The following is a 13,885-nucleotide window of genomic DNA, read 5'->3' as shown; positions in this document are numbered from 1 at the left end:
GACCCATCCACCACTTTCCCGCTACAAACACCAGCCGAGTCCGGCATACGGCTGCATACAGTGGCATGGCTGCCGTCGCGAAACGTGCTGGTAGCAGCAGGTTTCGAGGAACGTCTGCGACAGCGCCAGACACCTGAGAGAACCGGCAGGTTTCTGGCTCAAGTCCAGATGGAGGAGCAGAACGAGCCCTTAACCAGCGTAAGCAGGTGGGAAGCATTTGCACTAGGCGGGTGGATGCGCGTGCTCGACCCGGTCCGAGGTAACTGACATCACCTCCGCTATCAGATCCGAACGAGCCCCGGCGGAGGTGTTCTGCATTTCCGGCCCCTTGGAGCGCGCGATCGAGACAGAACGGGGTGCGTGTCGTGGAGCGTCGTCCAGTGACGAAGGAAGTTGTGAAATGGTCCGCCGTGCGTTCGACCAAGGCTTCGGCACGTCTCGAACGACATACTGTGCCGGCTGGTTATGTCCGCTCGCGGGAAGTCGTAGAGTTCTTGGCCGAGTGCCGACACAAGGCCTGATGTCCCTTGCGCCCGGTACGGCGAAACTGAATGTAGGCGTCGCACCAGCAGATCGCCGTCGAACTCCGACGATCGTTGGACACTATCTGCTATCGCTGGCACCACACCAGCGACTGGACGCCACGCCAACTCGGGATCGCGGCTCATGCGGAGACCGTCCGCATCCATCCGTTCACCGACGGTAACGTCCGCACCACTCGTCTTCTGACAGACATCGTTTTCGTCGCTGTTCAGGACTCGTCGCTTCCACAACTGTACGACTGGGAGATCGATAAGCGCGCTTACATCGAACTTCTGAGGGAAGGACGACGTCCACCGCGACCCGTGCACGTTCGCAACGCTCGTCGGGGCCAAGCCACTTGGAGAGTAGGGCCGAGCGTTCGGACGAAGGGTCTTGACGGGCGCCAAACCTGCGCCGGCGTTCGATTTCGTCGTCGGCCGCATCCTGGAACCGCAGACACCGTCCGGACGCAGTCGACGGTCGAGAACGAACCGGGAATCAGTTTCGGCTGATACGAAGTCGGCTTGGCGCCAGCGCTTCCAGTCCGCCGTACACGTCGAAGTCCTTGGGTATCGTTTACGCCGTGGACCACCGGGCCTCACTACCTGCTTTCGCGGGATCCGGACTACGTTCGGACCGAGATCTGCACGCTCAGCGCGGCAGCTTCGCTAGATCTGCGTGCTCGGCGGGGCTTGGTTCGCTTCCAACGGCTGCGTGCCGATTTCCTGTCCCTAGCCCGGCCCATCACGCGACCTAATTGTCGTTCTTGTCATGCGGCAACCAGATCGCCGCTGCGATCACCAGGAGCGGTAAGCCCGCCGCGACCGCGTATCCCGCGGGAACCGTCCAGCTGCTCGCGCCTGCGCCCCGGTGATCGGCCAGCGGCCGAACGACAACCGCGGAAACACCGTTTCCACGTCCGCGATGTGCATGAGACCGTCCAGCTCGAGTGCGCCGACGTGATCGGGCGCAGGCAAGATCACTACGTCCGCTTCGTAACTGCGCACCTGATCGGTCAATGGCAGCACCGACAACATAGCGGGCCATACCAATCGATAGCCCAGCCGTCGGGCCAACCGCTGCACTTGCGCGGTATCCCAGTTCGGTGCCGTGCTGCGGTCGTAATCGATCCATCCCAGCGCCAGCGGCTTCACTCACGCACCACCCATCGGTCGACGATTGATATGCACCCGCCGCCGAGGAGACCGGGAAGGATTCGGACGCGTCCCGGTGGCGGGGCCGATGAATAGCTTCGCGCAGGTGAATAGCTAGAGGCTATGGCACTTTCGGGGTGCGGGGAGGAGAAGTGCCACCTCAGTATTCGAGCCGGATTGTCTCAGCGAGTTCTCGCATCTCCGGTGTGAGTGTCCGTCGCCTGGCGATGATGCGGCTCAGGATGTCTCGCGCCAATCGCTGCTCCACGAACCACGGCCGTGCCTCGCTCGACAGCTTCGCCAACACTTCGACGGCTGCGTCGTAGCGCCGCAACTCCACCTGTGCCGCTGCAACATCCAATAGATGGCGGTTGCGATTGTCGGAGGTCGGGCTCAGGTCCGGAGGTATGTCGCGGGCGAGGCGCAGCGCGAGGTCGGGCCGGTCATCTACGACGGCGTTCTCTACCCGCTTCATCGCAACAGTGGCCGGATTGAATGTCGTCCAATACTGGTGATATGGGCGACGTTCGGGCCGGATGGCGAGCGCCCCGGCGGCGGCGAGGCGCATCATGTCGTCGGCTTCGTCGGGCCGGTTGTCGCGCACCGACGCTGCTGAGCCACGCAGCAACAGCCAGCCCCAGGTAGACACCTCCCGGGTGGTGGCTACGGACAGGCGCGGCTCTACCTGGTCTGCCCACTCCGTGGCGAGGTGGCGTACACGGTCGAATCGGCGTTCCACGATCAGTAGCCAGCACAAAGTGATGACTGCGGATGCCGCGTCCAGGACATTGCCTGTGGACTCCGCGTCCGTCAGCGAGCGGTTCAGGGCCAGCCGAGCGGGCTCGAGCTGGCGAGTCTGCACCAGTGCCGACCCGGCGAGTTGCAGCACCCGCGAGCGCAGCAACGGTGGGGCGGTGTTCCCGTCCTGGATCAAGCGCGGCAGAACCTGGGCGAGCTGCACGTACTCGTTGTCGTGGTACATCCGCGTGGCGTGCGCGAGAGCACCCTCCAGGCCTGGTACCGGCACCTCCACAGTCTCCGTAGGGCGCATGAGAGCGTCTCGGGTAGGAACCCACAGAGCGTCGTTGCCGTCGTTATCCGGAATGTCGGGTGCCGGGCCGAGTAGAGCCGTCAGCGGGCAGTTCAAGGCAACGGAGAAACGGCGCAGTGTGTCTACCCGGGCATCGTCCCGCTCGCCCTGCTCAATCTTGCGGATAAGAGACACGGACACACCGGCAGACTCCGCAAGCTCGCGCTGGGTGAGCCCACGCCGCTTACGGATGCTCTGGAGCCGTTCCCCGAGGTCCATGCGTACAGGCTAGCGGTCGGGCAGTCGTACTTCCCCGATCCGATACGCAAATTCTCCAGCACGAACTCTGTGTGGTCTGAGTGCTGGTGTCATGAAAGTGGTTGTAGTGCCGGATTGTTAGACCAGCGATCTCGCCGTGCGATCTGGTGTCGTGAGAGCTGTTCTACCCCAGCGGGATCTGTTTCCAGGTGTCGATGACCTGGTCGTAGGTCTGTCCCCCCAGGTAGACATCGACGACATATCGTCCGTACTCGGTGTCGCTGAAGCTGCTGTAGATCGTGTCGCCACCCGGGTGCTTCCACACCGGCTGTGGTTCGGTGAATCCGGGGTGGGTGATCTCGGATTTCGGCCAGTCCGAGCTGAACTCCGACGACGACGTCGTCATTTCGGTGAGGAACCGTGTGGCGGTGGCGCTGTCACCGTAGTCGGAGATCTTGATCCAGTTGTTGACCGCAGACGGTGTTGAACACGTGATGGCGCCGGCCGTCGGATAATCGGGGCCTGTCGAAGCGGTACGGCACATGCCGCCCCGCCAATCGGTGCTGTTGCCGGGATCGGTGAAGACCTTGGGAAAGGCTCGAATGATTCCTTCATCGACAGGGGCCCAATCGCCAGGGACCGGCTCGAGCCGGTCGGGCCACATCGCGTAGGTTGCTCCGGCACCGATCGCGAGCACTGCGACAATGGCCGCGGCCAACGCAGCGATCATTGGGCCACGGCGTCGCCGCTGTGGGGGTGGAGCGAACGGCAGTACAGGCCGTTGCGGGACCCCGGGAAACGGGGGTGCTGCCTGCCATTGGGGTGGCGGTTGTGGAAAGTCGGGTAAGACAACGGTAGGTGCGGAGCGAGGCGTGGGGGCGTGTCGCGTTGTCATTGCCTCGCGCACGGCCGTCGCCAGTTCGCCGCAGGTGTTGAATCGGTGCTCGCGGTCCTTGGCCATGCCTCGTGCGAGCACCGCATCCAACTGTGCGGGCAGGTCCGGACGCATTGCGGACACCGCTGGTACTGGTCCGTTGAGGTGGCCTGCCACGATCTGCCCGGGATTGTCGGCGGCGAACGGTGACCGGCCGGCCAACAGTGTGTAGAGGGTGCAGGCCAGGGAATATTGGTCGCTGCGGTGATCGAGGGGTTGGCCGGACAGCTGTTCCGGCGAGGCGAACGCGAGGGTCGCGGTGAAGGTGCCGGTAGCCGTGACGGCGGAAGTGCCGTCCAGGAGTCGGGCGATCCCGAAATCGGTGAGTACGGCGCGTTCTTCCCGACCGGCGTCAGGGACGGCGAGCAAGATGTTGGCCGGTTTGATATCGCGGTGCAGCACTCTGTGAGCGTGCGCGTAGTCCAGTGCGGCGGCGGTGTCAGCGATGATCCTCGCGGCCCGATCGCCGGTGACCTCGCCGGGATCGATTCGGCTGGTATCGGTGCCCTGAATGTATTGCATGGCAAGCCACAAATGGCCGCTGTGGGCACCGCGGTCGTAGATGCCGACGATGTTCGGATGTTCCAGCCGTGCAATGACATCGGCCTCCTGCTCGAACCGCCGACGCAACTCCGCGTCGTTGGAGACCTCTCGGTTGAGCAGCTTCAACGCCACCGATCTCGGCAGTCGAGGATGGCGAGCCACATAAACCGTGCCCATACCGCCCTGGCCGAGGACGCCGTCGACGAAATAGTCCGCGAACGACGTGCCAACAACCGGATGAACCACGAACCCCCCTTGACCAGCGCACTACTTACCGGAGAAGCATAGCGATGGGGGCCACCAGGCCCCGTCGACCGCACGGGGTTCGGCTAACTCGGGCTCGCCGTTCAGGAATCGCCGCAATGATCGTGACGCCGTAGCCGCTAACGCTTGGCGTAGTCGGCGACGCCCTGCCAGTCGAGCATTACGCAGGCCTCCTCGCCGACGACCCACGCGTCGTGGCCGGGTGGTACCACCATCAGATCGCCGGGCCCGAATTCCACCTGCTCGCCGTCGTCCATGCGTACCACCAGTCGACCGGAGAGGCAGTAGCCCATGTGGGGTGCCTGGCAGCTGTCGGTCCCGGCGATCGGTTTGACGTGCAGTGACCACTTCCAGCCGGGCTCGAACACTGCCCGGCCTACCGGGCCGCTGTCGAGCTCGACGAGGTCGAGCTTTCCCTTGCCCTGCTCGAATGGCCTGGTCTCCTCGGGTGCGTCGAAGTTCTTGCGCGTGATGGTGGACATGGCGTCTCCTTGTCGTCCGTCGGTGCTGAGGTGTTGTTGTCCACCTGGGGCGCGTCTTCGCGCTCGGCCCGCCACGGCAGCCAACGCACAGTTAATCGTTCGCCGGTCCGGGGCTACGCGCAAGGGGTGCGCCGGGTCGCTGAACTCGCGGTTGTCGATGGCCCGCCGGAGATTGTCGCCGCGACCGAGGAACTGGTGCAGGCCAAGCGTCGTCTGCGCGGGGTCAGGGAGAAGGCGGCGCTGAATACCCAGATCGCTGAGCTGAGCGGCGAGGAGCAGCGCGCTGCTCGCCTGCTGCCGCGTCGGGCTCGAGGGCGGCTTCATGCTGGACTACCGTCGACCTACACCCCGCCCGCCGGTACGGCACAGCATCGCGTACTTCGAGATGGCAACTGAGACAACGATGGTGCCGGGCGTCAATGTCAGCGAGAAATGGTCTCGGCCTATAACGCGCCCGACTGGCGTCTGGTCGTCCAGGGACCGGCTGCGCGGTTTCGCCGGCTAGTTGCCGAGTTTCGCTGCCGTTTGTTTGATCTCCTTGATCAGGCGGTCTCGTTCAGGCTTACTCACGTGTGGCCGCAGAGGTCCGAGTTGAAGCTCGTGTAGGGCCCGGTTGCTGCGGTCGAACACTGGGACACTCAGGTAGCTGATAGGTAGCGATTTGTCCTTGTCGAGCAGGCTGAACTCATACGGCGGCCCTGCGAGCTCGCTGATCGCATCGAGTGCTCTCTTGCCGAGCGAGTCGCGTTGCGGGTGTTCTGCGAGTAGGCCGATCATTTCGTCGATCAAGCGGAGAACCAGCGGATCGGTACGTCCCAGTTCGTAGACCACGACCCCGAACTCTCGAGCCTGGACGAGCACCGTTTCGAGTGATTCTCTACTTTCGGCCGGCGCCGTGTTGAGCCATGCGCGCTGTTGTGCCGCCGGGCGGTGCGCCATCACGGCTGCTCCCAAGGGCGCCCGCAGGGGTAGGCGCGTGCCCACCCGCACGGCGGTGGGTAGGTCTTGCTGTCCTCGAGCGATACCGATGTACGTCGCTTCGGTGACACCGATCAAAGCCAGCGCGACGCCACATCCCGCGCGTTCGGCCAACTGCCCCAGCGCTCGGCCATCGTCGAGCGCCGGATACGCATGGTGGATCGCCTCGGCCACACCGATGAGACCCGAGCCGAGCAAGTACCGGCGATCGGATTGTCTGATCACCCATCCCGCTCGCTCGAGCGAGGTCATGATCAGCGTCGTGGTCGACCGGCTGAGCTCGAGACTTTCGGAAATATCCTTGATCGAGAAGGGCTCTGACCTGCCGGCCAGCAGCTCGACGATCGCGATCACCCGATCCGTCGGCGGTGACGCACCTCGATCAGATTTCTCTGGAGTCTTGCCTTCCGTCATCGACGCCCCTAGCATTGCCGACGCCTAATATCGGTCATCATGTGACTAATATTTGTCATCTTATCAGCCTTGCGTCACCTCGACGTTGGCGCGTCGCAGCTCAGGGCGGAGGCTGTGGCGTACCCCGACCCAATGACGACCAGGGTCTGGGCAGAGTTCGGCCGCACGTGACTCAGCCCGGGCGATACCCGAAAGGAAGATCATGGCGACTTACGTTCTCACCGGGGCTGCCTCCGGGCTCGGTGCGGCCACGAAGGCACGGCTGGAGGCCGATGGCCACCGCGTCATCGGCGTCGACCTGCACAACACCGACGTGAATGTGGACCTGAGCACGGCAGAGGGCCGCGCAGAGGCGATCACCAGGGTCACCGAACTGGCCGACGGCACGATCGACGGGTTCGCCCCGTTCGCCGGCCTGGCCGCAGCCACCGGCCGCCCGGCCCGCCTGCTCATCGCCGTCAACTACTTCGGCGCGATCGAACTGCTCGAGGGATTGCGCCCGCTGCTGGCACAGGGCGAGAACCCTTCCGTGGTCCTCATCAGCTCGAATTCGACCACCAGCCAGCCGAACTGGCCGATCGAGCTTGCCGACGCCTGCCTGGCTGGTGACGAGGAGGGTGCGAACACAGTCGCTGACACCTTCGGCGATCTCGCGGCCATCCAGGCTTACCCGGCGACCAAGGCGGCGCTGGCGTACTACGCGCGGACCAAGTCCGCCGAGTACATCGCACAGGGCATTCGGCTCAACGCGATCGCGCCTGGCCTCATCGACACCCCGATGACCCAGCAGGGCCGCAAGGACCCGCTGATCGGGGCGGGCATGGAGCAGTTCCTGGCCACCATCCCCGCTGGCCGCGGCGGCAAGCCGGAGGAGGTCGCAGCGCTGGTGGCCTTCCTGCTCGGCCCGGAGGCGTCGTACTTCGTCGGTTCGGTCGTGTTCGTCGACGGCGGCACGGACGCCGCTTTCCGCGGCAGGGACTGGCCGAGCGTGTGGCAGATCGACATGTGACCGCCGGCAACGCTCCCGCCGACTCCGGCACCGATATCACCCGCATCGTGTGAAGCGGATGGGACCGGAGCGTCCTACCATCGCGACGTATGAACGGACTCGTGGTCGCAGTGGTCGGTCTGCTGTTGTGCTTCTACGGCATCCGGTCGGTGCATCTGGGGATCTTGGCGATCGGGTTCGGGCTGGGGTGGATGATTGCCGATTTGTTCAACGCGACGTTCTGGTGGTTGCTGCTGGTCGCGCTGATCGGGGCGGTGTCGTCGTGGGTGGTGACGTCGCTGATCTTTCGGTTCGCGTCGTATTTCATCGGTGGGCTCACCGGTGCGATGATCGGCACGAAGCTGGCCGTCGTGCTGCAACCGGGCGACAAGAACTGGGCGTTGAGCATGATCGTCGCGCTTGCGGTGTGTGTCGCGGGTGCGTTTCTGGCGGAGAAGTTCCGTGCCCGTGCACTGCTCTGGTTGACCTCGATCGGGGGCGCGAGCATGATCCTGAGCGGCGTCGCTCGGATGGATGACTCGCTGGAGTTTCTCCGTAGTCCGGAAGCCGGCTGGCAGCAGATCACCTCGACGCTGGCCTGGGTCGGGCTGTCGGTCCTCGGCTGGATCGTCCAGCGCCATCTCTTCGCCGAGAAACTGGGGATCGAGCACCTAGCCGGAGACGGTGAGGGTGACAGCCCCGATATGCGTCAGCGCAACGGCGGCTGGCCTGCGGGGTAGTCGACTGTCGAGGCAAGATAGGCCTATGCAGGTCGGCCAGGTTTCGTTTTCCGACGCATCTGGATTTCCGGTGCGCGTAGTCGCTGAGCGCCTCGGCATACCGACGGCAACGCTGCGGAGCTGGAACCAGCGCTATGGCATCGGTCCTGCGCGTCGACCCGGACGGCATCGCCTCTATAGTGCGGCCGATATCGCGCAGGTGGAGCAGATGCTGGCGTTGGTTCGGGCTGGTTCGAGTCCGGCGAGTGCCGCGGCGTCCATCATGACAATGCGGGCGGCCCCGGAGCGGGGCGACTGGGAGCGGTTGCTGACCGCGGCTTTCGAGCTCGACACCAATGTCATGTTCGATCTGCTCGGTGCGCATCTGGACAACTACGGTGTCATCGATACGTGGGATCTGATGTGTCGTCCCACCTTCGCCGAGATCATCGCGCGCCAAGGCAGTGGTGAGGGCTGCGTCGACGTCGAGCATCTGCTGTCGTGGTCGATCACGGCCGCGCTGCACAACTACGCTCCGCCGACCGCGACCGCCGATCCGCAGTCGACCCTGCTGGCATGCACGAGCGGTGAGACTCACGTATTGGCACTGGAAGCCCTGCGAGCCGCACTCGCCGAGCGGCGCGTACGGGTCCGCATGCTCGGCGCGAATGTTCCCACCGCGGCGATCGCCGATACGCTGGCGCGTCCCGATCGCCCTGCCACCGTTGTGCTGTGGTCCCAGCAAGAGTCGACCGCCTTGCTGTCGGCGATACGCGCCGCTGAAGTGGCCGGTGCGCGAGTGCTGGTCGGTGGACCGGGCTGGGAGTCGGCCATCCTGCCGCCGGCCACGATCATTCTTTCCGGACTCGCGGACGCCATGAACCGAATAGTCGATGACGAAGGACGCTGAGCGCGCGCAGGTCGTGGCTGCTGGCCCACGAGGCGGATAAATCGACGCGTAAACGATGCATTTTTCGGTGATTGGTGCGACAATCAGGGTGTGGGCACAGATCACGTGGCTTTCTCGCGATGGCCTGGCGATACCCGCGCAACCACGGCGGGTTCGACGCGCCTCGCGCCCTCGATGACGTCTTCATCTGCGCATATAGCGGCACAGGGTGATTCGACTAGACCTTCGGCCGCTGCGCTCGGGCCCCGCGAACGCTGTGCGTTTCCAGCGCGGTGCGCTGCGAGGTCGATGCGCTTCAGTGCATCGGAGTTGCATCGAAAAATCTCGACCCTGGCCGTTACCTGCGGTGATCAACGATGATCCGCACCGAATTGGACGCCGCGGGTATCCACGGTCACGGTTGTGAGGGGCTTATCAGAGCTGTCGTGAACTCAGCGATTCAGCTGCCACGTCCAACGAACGAAAGGTGGAGGAAATGAGGAGCAACGCACGAATGACAGTGGCAGCAATTGGTGTGGGGGCGTTGGCATTGTTCGGCGTAGCCGCGTGTACGACGGATGACTCATCATCCGACTCGGCGGAAGGAACAACGATGCAGCCGATGACGACCGAAACGATGTCACCGACGACGACCGATGCGTCCCAGGCGAACCTCGTTGGTCCGGGCTGTACGGAATACGCCGAGCAAGTTCCTACCGGCCCGGGGTCGATCGAAGGCATGTCCGAAGAACCGGTCGCGGTAGCGGCATCGAACAATCCGATGCTGACCAACCTCACCGCCGCGGTATCGGGCCAACTGAATCCGGAAGTCAACCTGGTCGATACGCTCAACGGTGGTGAGTTCACTGTCTTCGCGCCCGTGGACGATGCCTTCGCGAAGGTCGATCCGGCCACCATAGAGAGTCTGAAAACCGATTCGGCGACACTGGAAACGATTCTCACCTATCACGTAGTGCCAGGTCGGATCGCGCCGGACGCCCTGACGGGTACACAGACGACGGTGCAGGGTGGCACGGTGTCCATCACCGGGTCCGGTGACAATCTGCAGGTCAACGACGCTGCCGTCATTTGCGGTGGTATCGGTACCGCGAATGCGACGGTCTACCTGATCGATTCCGTCCTCATTCCACAGTGAGAATCTCGCGCTGAGTTCCCGTCGGCACTGTCTGCGAATGCCCTGGCAGGTTCGTCGCGTTATCGGCCTTCCATCGGGCGGCTGGGCCACCAGATGCGATCACCGATCGTGGCGAACAGTGCCGGGATGATGATGGTGCGCACGATGAAGGTGTCGAGCAGGATACCCAGCCCCACGACGATGCCCAGTTGGGTGAGGGTGATCAGAGGGAGGACGCCGAGGACGCAGAACACGGCCGCGAGTACGAGCCCAGCGCTGGTGATCACTGTTCCGGTGGAAGAGACGGCTCGCACGACCGCGTGTGTTGTGCCGTTCGCCGGTGTTTCCTCGCGAGCGCGGACGACGAGGAAGATCGAGTAGTCGACGCCGAGGGCCACGAGGAACAGGAAGGCGAACAGCGGGACGTTGGTATCGATGGCGGGGAATCCGAACAGGTGGATGCTGACCCAGCTGCCGATGCCAAGGGCGGCAAAAGCGCTCAACACAGTCACCGCGACCAGGACCAGGGCTGCTGGAATCGCCCGCAGCACAACGACCAGTATGAGCAGGACAACGACCAGAATCAGCGGAATGATCACCGCGCGGTCCCGCTGGGCGGCGTCGCGGGTATCGAGTGCCTCGGCATCGCTACCGCCGACCATTGCCTGAGCATCGGGAACCTCGGCCAGGCCCTCGCGCATCAAGGCGATCTGGTCGAATGCGCGCTGGGACGCAGGTGCGCTGTCGATCACCACATCCCACCGCGTTATGCCAGAATCCGATGTTCCGGTTCGGTTGACGCGCTGCACGCCGGGCGATTCGACCAGCACCTGATCAACCCGCGTTGCCGCCGCCGATTCCGCCACGACCACAACCGGATCCGCGGTGCCGGCGGGGTAGTGCTGGGCCAATGTTTCGAAGCCGGCCACCGATTCGGCCTGCACCCGGAACTGCTCAGTCTGTGATAGCCCGACGTCGACAGTGAAAAGACCAGCCGCGCAGACCACTAGACTTGCGATGGCGCTCGTCGCGACGATAATCCGCCGTTCGATCACCCGCGTCGCGATGGTATGCCAGATCCCTGACTCGATCCGGTCGGGGCCATCGACGTGCGGAACAAAGGGCCAGAACACCTTTCGCCCACACGCCGCCAGTGCGGCAGGCAAGCCGAACAGCACGAACACCACGACGACCAGCAGCCCCGCTGCCGCCGACACGCCGAGGCTGCGGGTACTCGGCACCGAGGCCAGCAGCAGGGTCAGCAACGCGAAGACGACCGTGAGGTTGCTGGCGAGGATCGCAGGTCCGGCTCGGCGGCAGGCCAGTCGCAGCGCCTGCCGATGGTCGGGCCGGCGGTATAACTCGTCGCGGTAGCGTGACACCAGCAGGAGCGCGTAGTTGGTGCCCGCGCCGAATACCAGAACGCTGGTGATCCCCGATGTTGAGCCGTCGAAGCTGAGGTCGGTCACCGCGGCCAATCCGGTGCCCACACTGGTCGCCACCCGATCGGCCACTCCAACGATCAGGAGCGGCAGCAGCCACAGCACCGGCGACCGGTAGGTGGCGATCAGCAGGATCGCGACAACCGCCGCGGTGACTGCCAACAATGCCGCGTTCGCACCCGAGAACGAATCGGCGATGTCCGCACCGAACGCCGGCCCGCCGGTGACCTGGGCATCCATACCAGCAGGCAGACCACTCACTGTGCTTGTACGGATACGGTCGATCTCATCGGTGAGGGCGAACCCGCTCAATTGAGCGGGCACCGTAACGGTCCCTACCACCGCAGCTCCGTCCGGCGCGGGAGCCAGCCGCACGCTGTCCGGAGCCGTAGCCCCGGCTCGCGCCACCGCCGCGCGCGCCGCAGCCCGATCAGCCTCGGTCAGCGTCGACCCGTCGGCGCGGGTGAAGACAATCACCGCCGCCGCGGAACCGGCGTCAGGAAACTGCGCCAACGACTGAGCGATCTGCGCGGACTGCGATCCATCCGGTAGCGATTTCGGCGCTTCACCGGCCGACTCGTTCTCCCCGATAGCCCCGATCAGACCCATCGCACCAATGGCCAAGACGACCAGTAGCCACCACGACCTCCGGGAACTGACCAGCGAGGCGTACCGATTCCAGAGATTCACCTCGACACCCCTCCTACGCCTCCTTCGCGGAAGGAGGCCATACATGCGATTGTCGCTCGAGCCCGATCCCATTAGTGTGAATCGCGTTGTCGCAGCGTACGAAACTCTGCGGCCGCGTGCTCATGATCAATGATCCGAGCGGGGTATCCGGTAGTCGCATCCCGGGGCAACCGCCAAGGTTGGTGAATATCGCTGCTGCGCAGATGGGCGAGTTCGGGAACCCAACGGCGGACGTAGTCCCCCTCGGAGTCGTAGCGGTCGGCCTGCCGAATCGGATTGAGGACCCGGTTCGGTCTGGTATCGGCACCGGTTCCTGCCATCCATTGCCAATTCAACTGGTTATTGGCCACATCGCCGTCGGCCAGTAGGCCCATGAAATGCTGTGCGCCCGCGCGCCAGTCCACATACAGGGTCTTGGTCAAGAAGGAGGCGGTAATCAGTCGTGCTCTGTTGTGCATCCAGCCCTGCGCGGCCAGCTGGCGCATTCCGGCATCGACGATCGGGTAACCGGTCCGTCCCGCTCGCCATGCGGCCAGCAGTGCGTCGTCGTCACTCCACCGGTCGTTGCGATTTCGATAGTCACTGTGGGCGGCATTCGGACGCGCGGCCAGCATCTGGTGATGAAAGTCGCGCCACGCCAACTGGCGTACGAATGCCGCGCCGCCGGGCGAGGACGAATCGCTACGGTGGACAAGTTCGACGGCTGACAAGCATCCGAAATGCAGGTATGGCGACAAGCGCGATGTCGCATCGGCTGCGAGATCATCATGGAGGTCGGAGTACGCCGCAATCCCGTCACGAAACCATTCCCGTGCGGCACGCCGTCCTGCCGACTCTCCTCCTGGTGCCAGCTCGGGAGACACCTCGCCGACTCTCAGCTCGGCCGCGGTCGGCACTCGGTCGGTGCCAACTCCATCTGGCAGGTGTATTCGCTGCGGCGCGGGCAGCGGGGCACGCATCCCCATGGACGACCAGCGGCGAAAGTACGGAGTGAACACCGCGAAATGGTCAGTGCCTCCACTGGGAAGGAGATGTCCTGGCGCAGCGACGGTAGTGCTGCTGTCGTGAACCCGCAGTCGACAGCCCAACTGGGTCAACCGGGCTCGCAGCCGATCCTCGCGCCGACGGCTGTAGCCGCTGACGTCCGCGGCCATGTGCACCTCATCGACCGAGTACTGACGAACCAGTTGGCACACCTCGCGAACCGTATCGCCGCCGCGCAGGATCAAGCACACTCCCAAACGACGGAGCTGATCATCCAGATCGGCCAGGGTCGCTGCTAAGAAAGCCGCCTTGTTCGGGCTCAGATATTCTGATGCGCAGATGGTCTCGTCCACCACGAATACCGGCAACACTTCCGCCGACCGTGCGGCGGCTGTCAGAGCCGGATTATCGCGGACACGCAAGTCTCGGGTGAACAACGCGATCGCTACCGCCACGAGC

General features: G+C 64.3%; 13 protein-coding genes. 6 read left to right on the top strand and 7 right to left on the bottom strand.

Annotated elements, in window-relative coordinates; all coding sequences use genetic code 11:
- Positions 1 to 596 precede the first annotated feature (596 nt).
- Positions 597 to 1,034, top strand: coding sequence for a Fic family protein (locus ACFXNW_RS29440; RefSeq protein ID WP_379421072.1), 438 nt, complete (start codon positions 597 to 599; stop codon positions 1,032 to 1,034).
- Between the two features lie 285 nt (positions 1,035 to 1,319).
- On the opposite strand, the gene ACFXNW_RS29435 is transcribed toward ACFXNW_RS29440, so the two are convergent.
- The 4 genes from ACFXNW_RS29435 to ACFXNW_RS29420 form a co-directional block, all read right to left on the bottom strand.
- Positions 1,320 to 1,676: a hypothetical protein gene (locus tag ACFXNW_RS29435; RefSeq protein ID WP_379421071.1), complete on the bottom strand. Its 357-nt coding sequence runs from the start codon at positions 1,674 to 1,676 to the stop codon at positions 1,320 to 1,322.
- A gap of 160 nt (positions 1,677 to 1,836) precedes the next feature.
- Positions 1,837 to 2,985 (bottom strand): helix-turn-helix domain-containing protein, encoded by a 1,149-nt coding sequence (locus ACFXNW_RS29430; RefSeq protein WP_379421070.1) that lies wholly within the window; start codon positions 2,983 to 2,985, stop codon positions 1,837 to 1,839.
- 163 nt (positions 2,986 to 3,148) lie between these two features.
- Entirely contained in the window at positions 3,149 to 4,687 is a 1,539-nt protein-coding gene (locus ACFXNW_RS29425; protein WP_379421069.1) for a serine/threonine-protein kinase, read from the bottom strand.
- Between the two features lie 137 nt (positions 4,688 to 4,824).
- A complete protein-coding gene (locus ACFXNW_RS29420) occupies positions 4,825 to 5,187 on the bottom strand; it encodes a cupin domain-containing protein (protein WP_163827710.1) in 363 nt (120 codons plus the stop codon).
- 126 nt (positions 5,188 to 5,313) lie between these two features.
- Here ACFXNW_RS29420 and ACFXNW_RS29415 point away from each other — a divergent pair, with 126 nt between their 5' ends.
- Positions 5,314 to 5,583: a hypothetical protein gene (locus ACFXNW_RS29415; protein WP_379421068.1), complete on the top strand. Its 270-nt coding sequence runs from the start codon at positions 5,314 to 5,316 to the stop codon at positions 5,581 to 5,583.
- 105 nt (positions 5,584 to 5,688) lie between these two features.
- Here ACFXNW_RS29415 and ACFXNW_RS29410 read toward each other — a convergent pair whose 3' ends face one another.
- Positions 5,689 to 6,579, bottom strand: a complete 891-nt coding sequence (locus tag ACFXNW_RS29410; protein ID WP_379421067.1) for a helix-turn-helix domain-containing protein — start codon at positions 6,577 to 6,579, stop codon at positions 5,689 to 5,691.
- Between the two features lie 202 nt (positions 6,580 to 6,781).
- Between ACFXNW_RS29410 and ACFXNW_RS29405 the strand changes: the two genes are divergently transcribed.
- The 4 genes from ACFXNW_RS29405 (at position 6,782) to ACFXNW_RS29390 (ending at position 10,331) form a co-directional block, all read left to right on the top strand.
- Positions 6,782 to 7,588 carry an SDR family oxidoreductase gene (locus ACFXNW_RS29405; RefSeq protein ID WP_379421066.1) on the top strand — a complete coding sequence of 269 codons (807 nt, stop codon included), beginning with the start codon at positions 6,782 to 6,784 and terminating at the stop codon, positions 7,586 to 7,588.
- An 89-nt stretch (positions 7,589 to 7,677) separates the two neighbouring features.
- On the top strand, positions 7,678 to 8,307 hold the full coding sequence (locus ACFXNW_RS29400) for a DUF4203 domain-containing protein (RefSeq protein WP_379421065.1): 630 nt from the start codon (positions 7,678 to 7,680) through the stop codon (positions 8,305 to 8,307).
- A gap of 70 nt (positions 8,308 to 8,377) precedes the next feature.
- Positions 8,378 to 9,196, top strand: coding sequence for a MerR family transcriptional regulator (locus ACFXNW_RS29395; protein ID WP_379421064.1), 819 nt, complete (start codon positions 8,378 to 8,380; stop codon positions 9,194 to 9,196).
- 475 nt (positions 9,197 to 9,671) lie between these two features.
- Positions 9,672 to 10,331 carry a fasciclin domain-containing protein gene (locus ACFXNW_RS29390; RefSeq protein ID WP_379421063.1) on the top strand — a complete coding sequence of 220 codons (660 nt, stop codon included), beginning with the start codon at positions 9,672 to 9,674 and terminating at the stop codon, positions 10,329 to 10,331.
- A 59-nt stretch (positions 10,332 to 10,390) separates the two neighbouring features.
- Here the strand turns inward: ACFXNW_RS29390 and ACFXNW_RS29385 are convergent, their stop codons facing one another.
- Together ACFXNW_RS29385 and ACFXNW_RS29380 are read right to left on the bottom strand one after the other, a co-directional pair.
- On the bottom strand, positions 10,391 to 12,442 hold the full coding sequence (locus ACFXNW_RS29385) for an MMPL family transporter (protein ID WP_379421062.1): 2,052 nt from the start codon (positions 12,440 to 12,442) through the stop codon (positions 10,391 to 10,393).
- A 71-nt stretch (positions 12,443 to 12,513) separates the two neighbouring features.
- Positions 12,514 to 13,881, bottom strand: a complete 1,368-nt coding sequence (locus ACFXNW_RS29380; RefSeq protein WP_379421061.1) for a cryptochrome/photolyase family protein — start codon at positions 13,879 to 13,881, stop codon at positions 12,514 to 12,516.
- Between the last annotated feature and the right edge of the window lie 4 nt (positions 13,882 to 13,885).

The sequence above is a fragment of the Nocardia sp. NPDC059180 genome (assembly GCF_042754945.1).
Taxonomy (GTDB): Bacteria; Actinomycetota; Actinomycetes; order Mycobacteriales; family Mycobacteriaceae; genus Nocardia.
The sequence above is the reverse complement of the archived record's forward strand: the minus strand, read 5'-3'. Positions and strand labels throughout refer to the sequence as shown.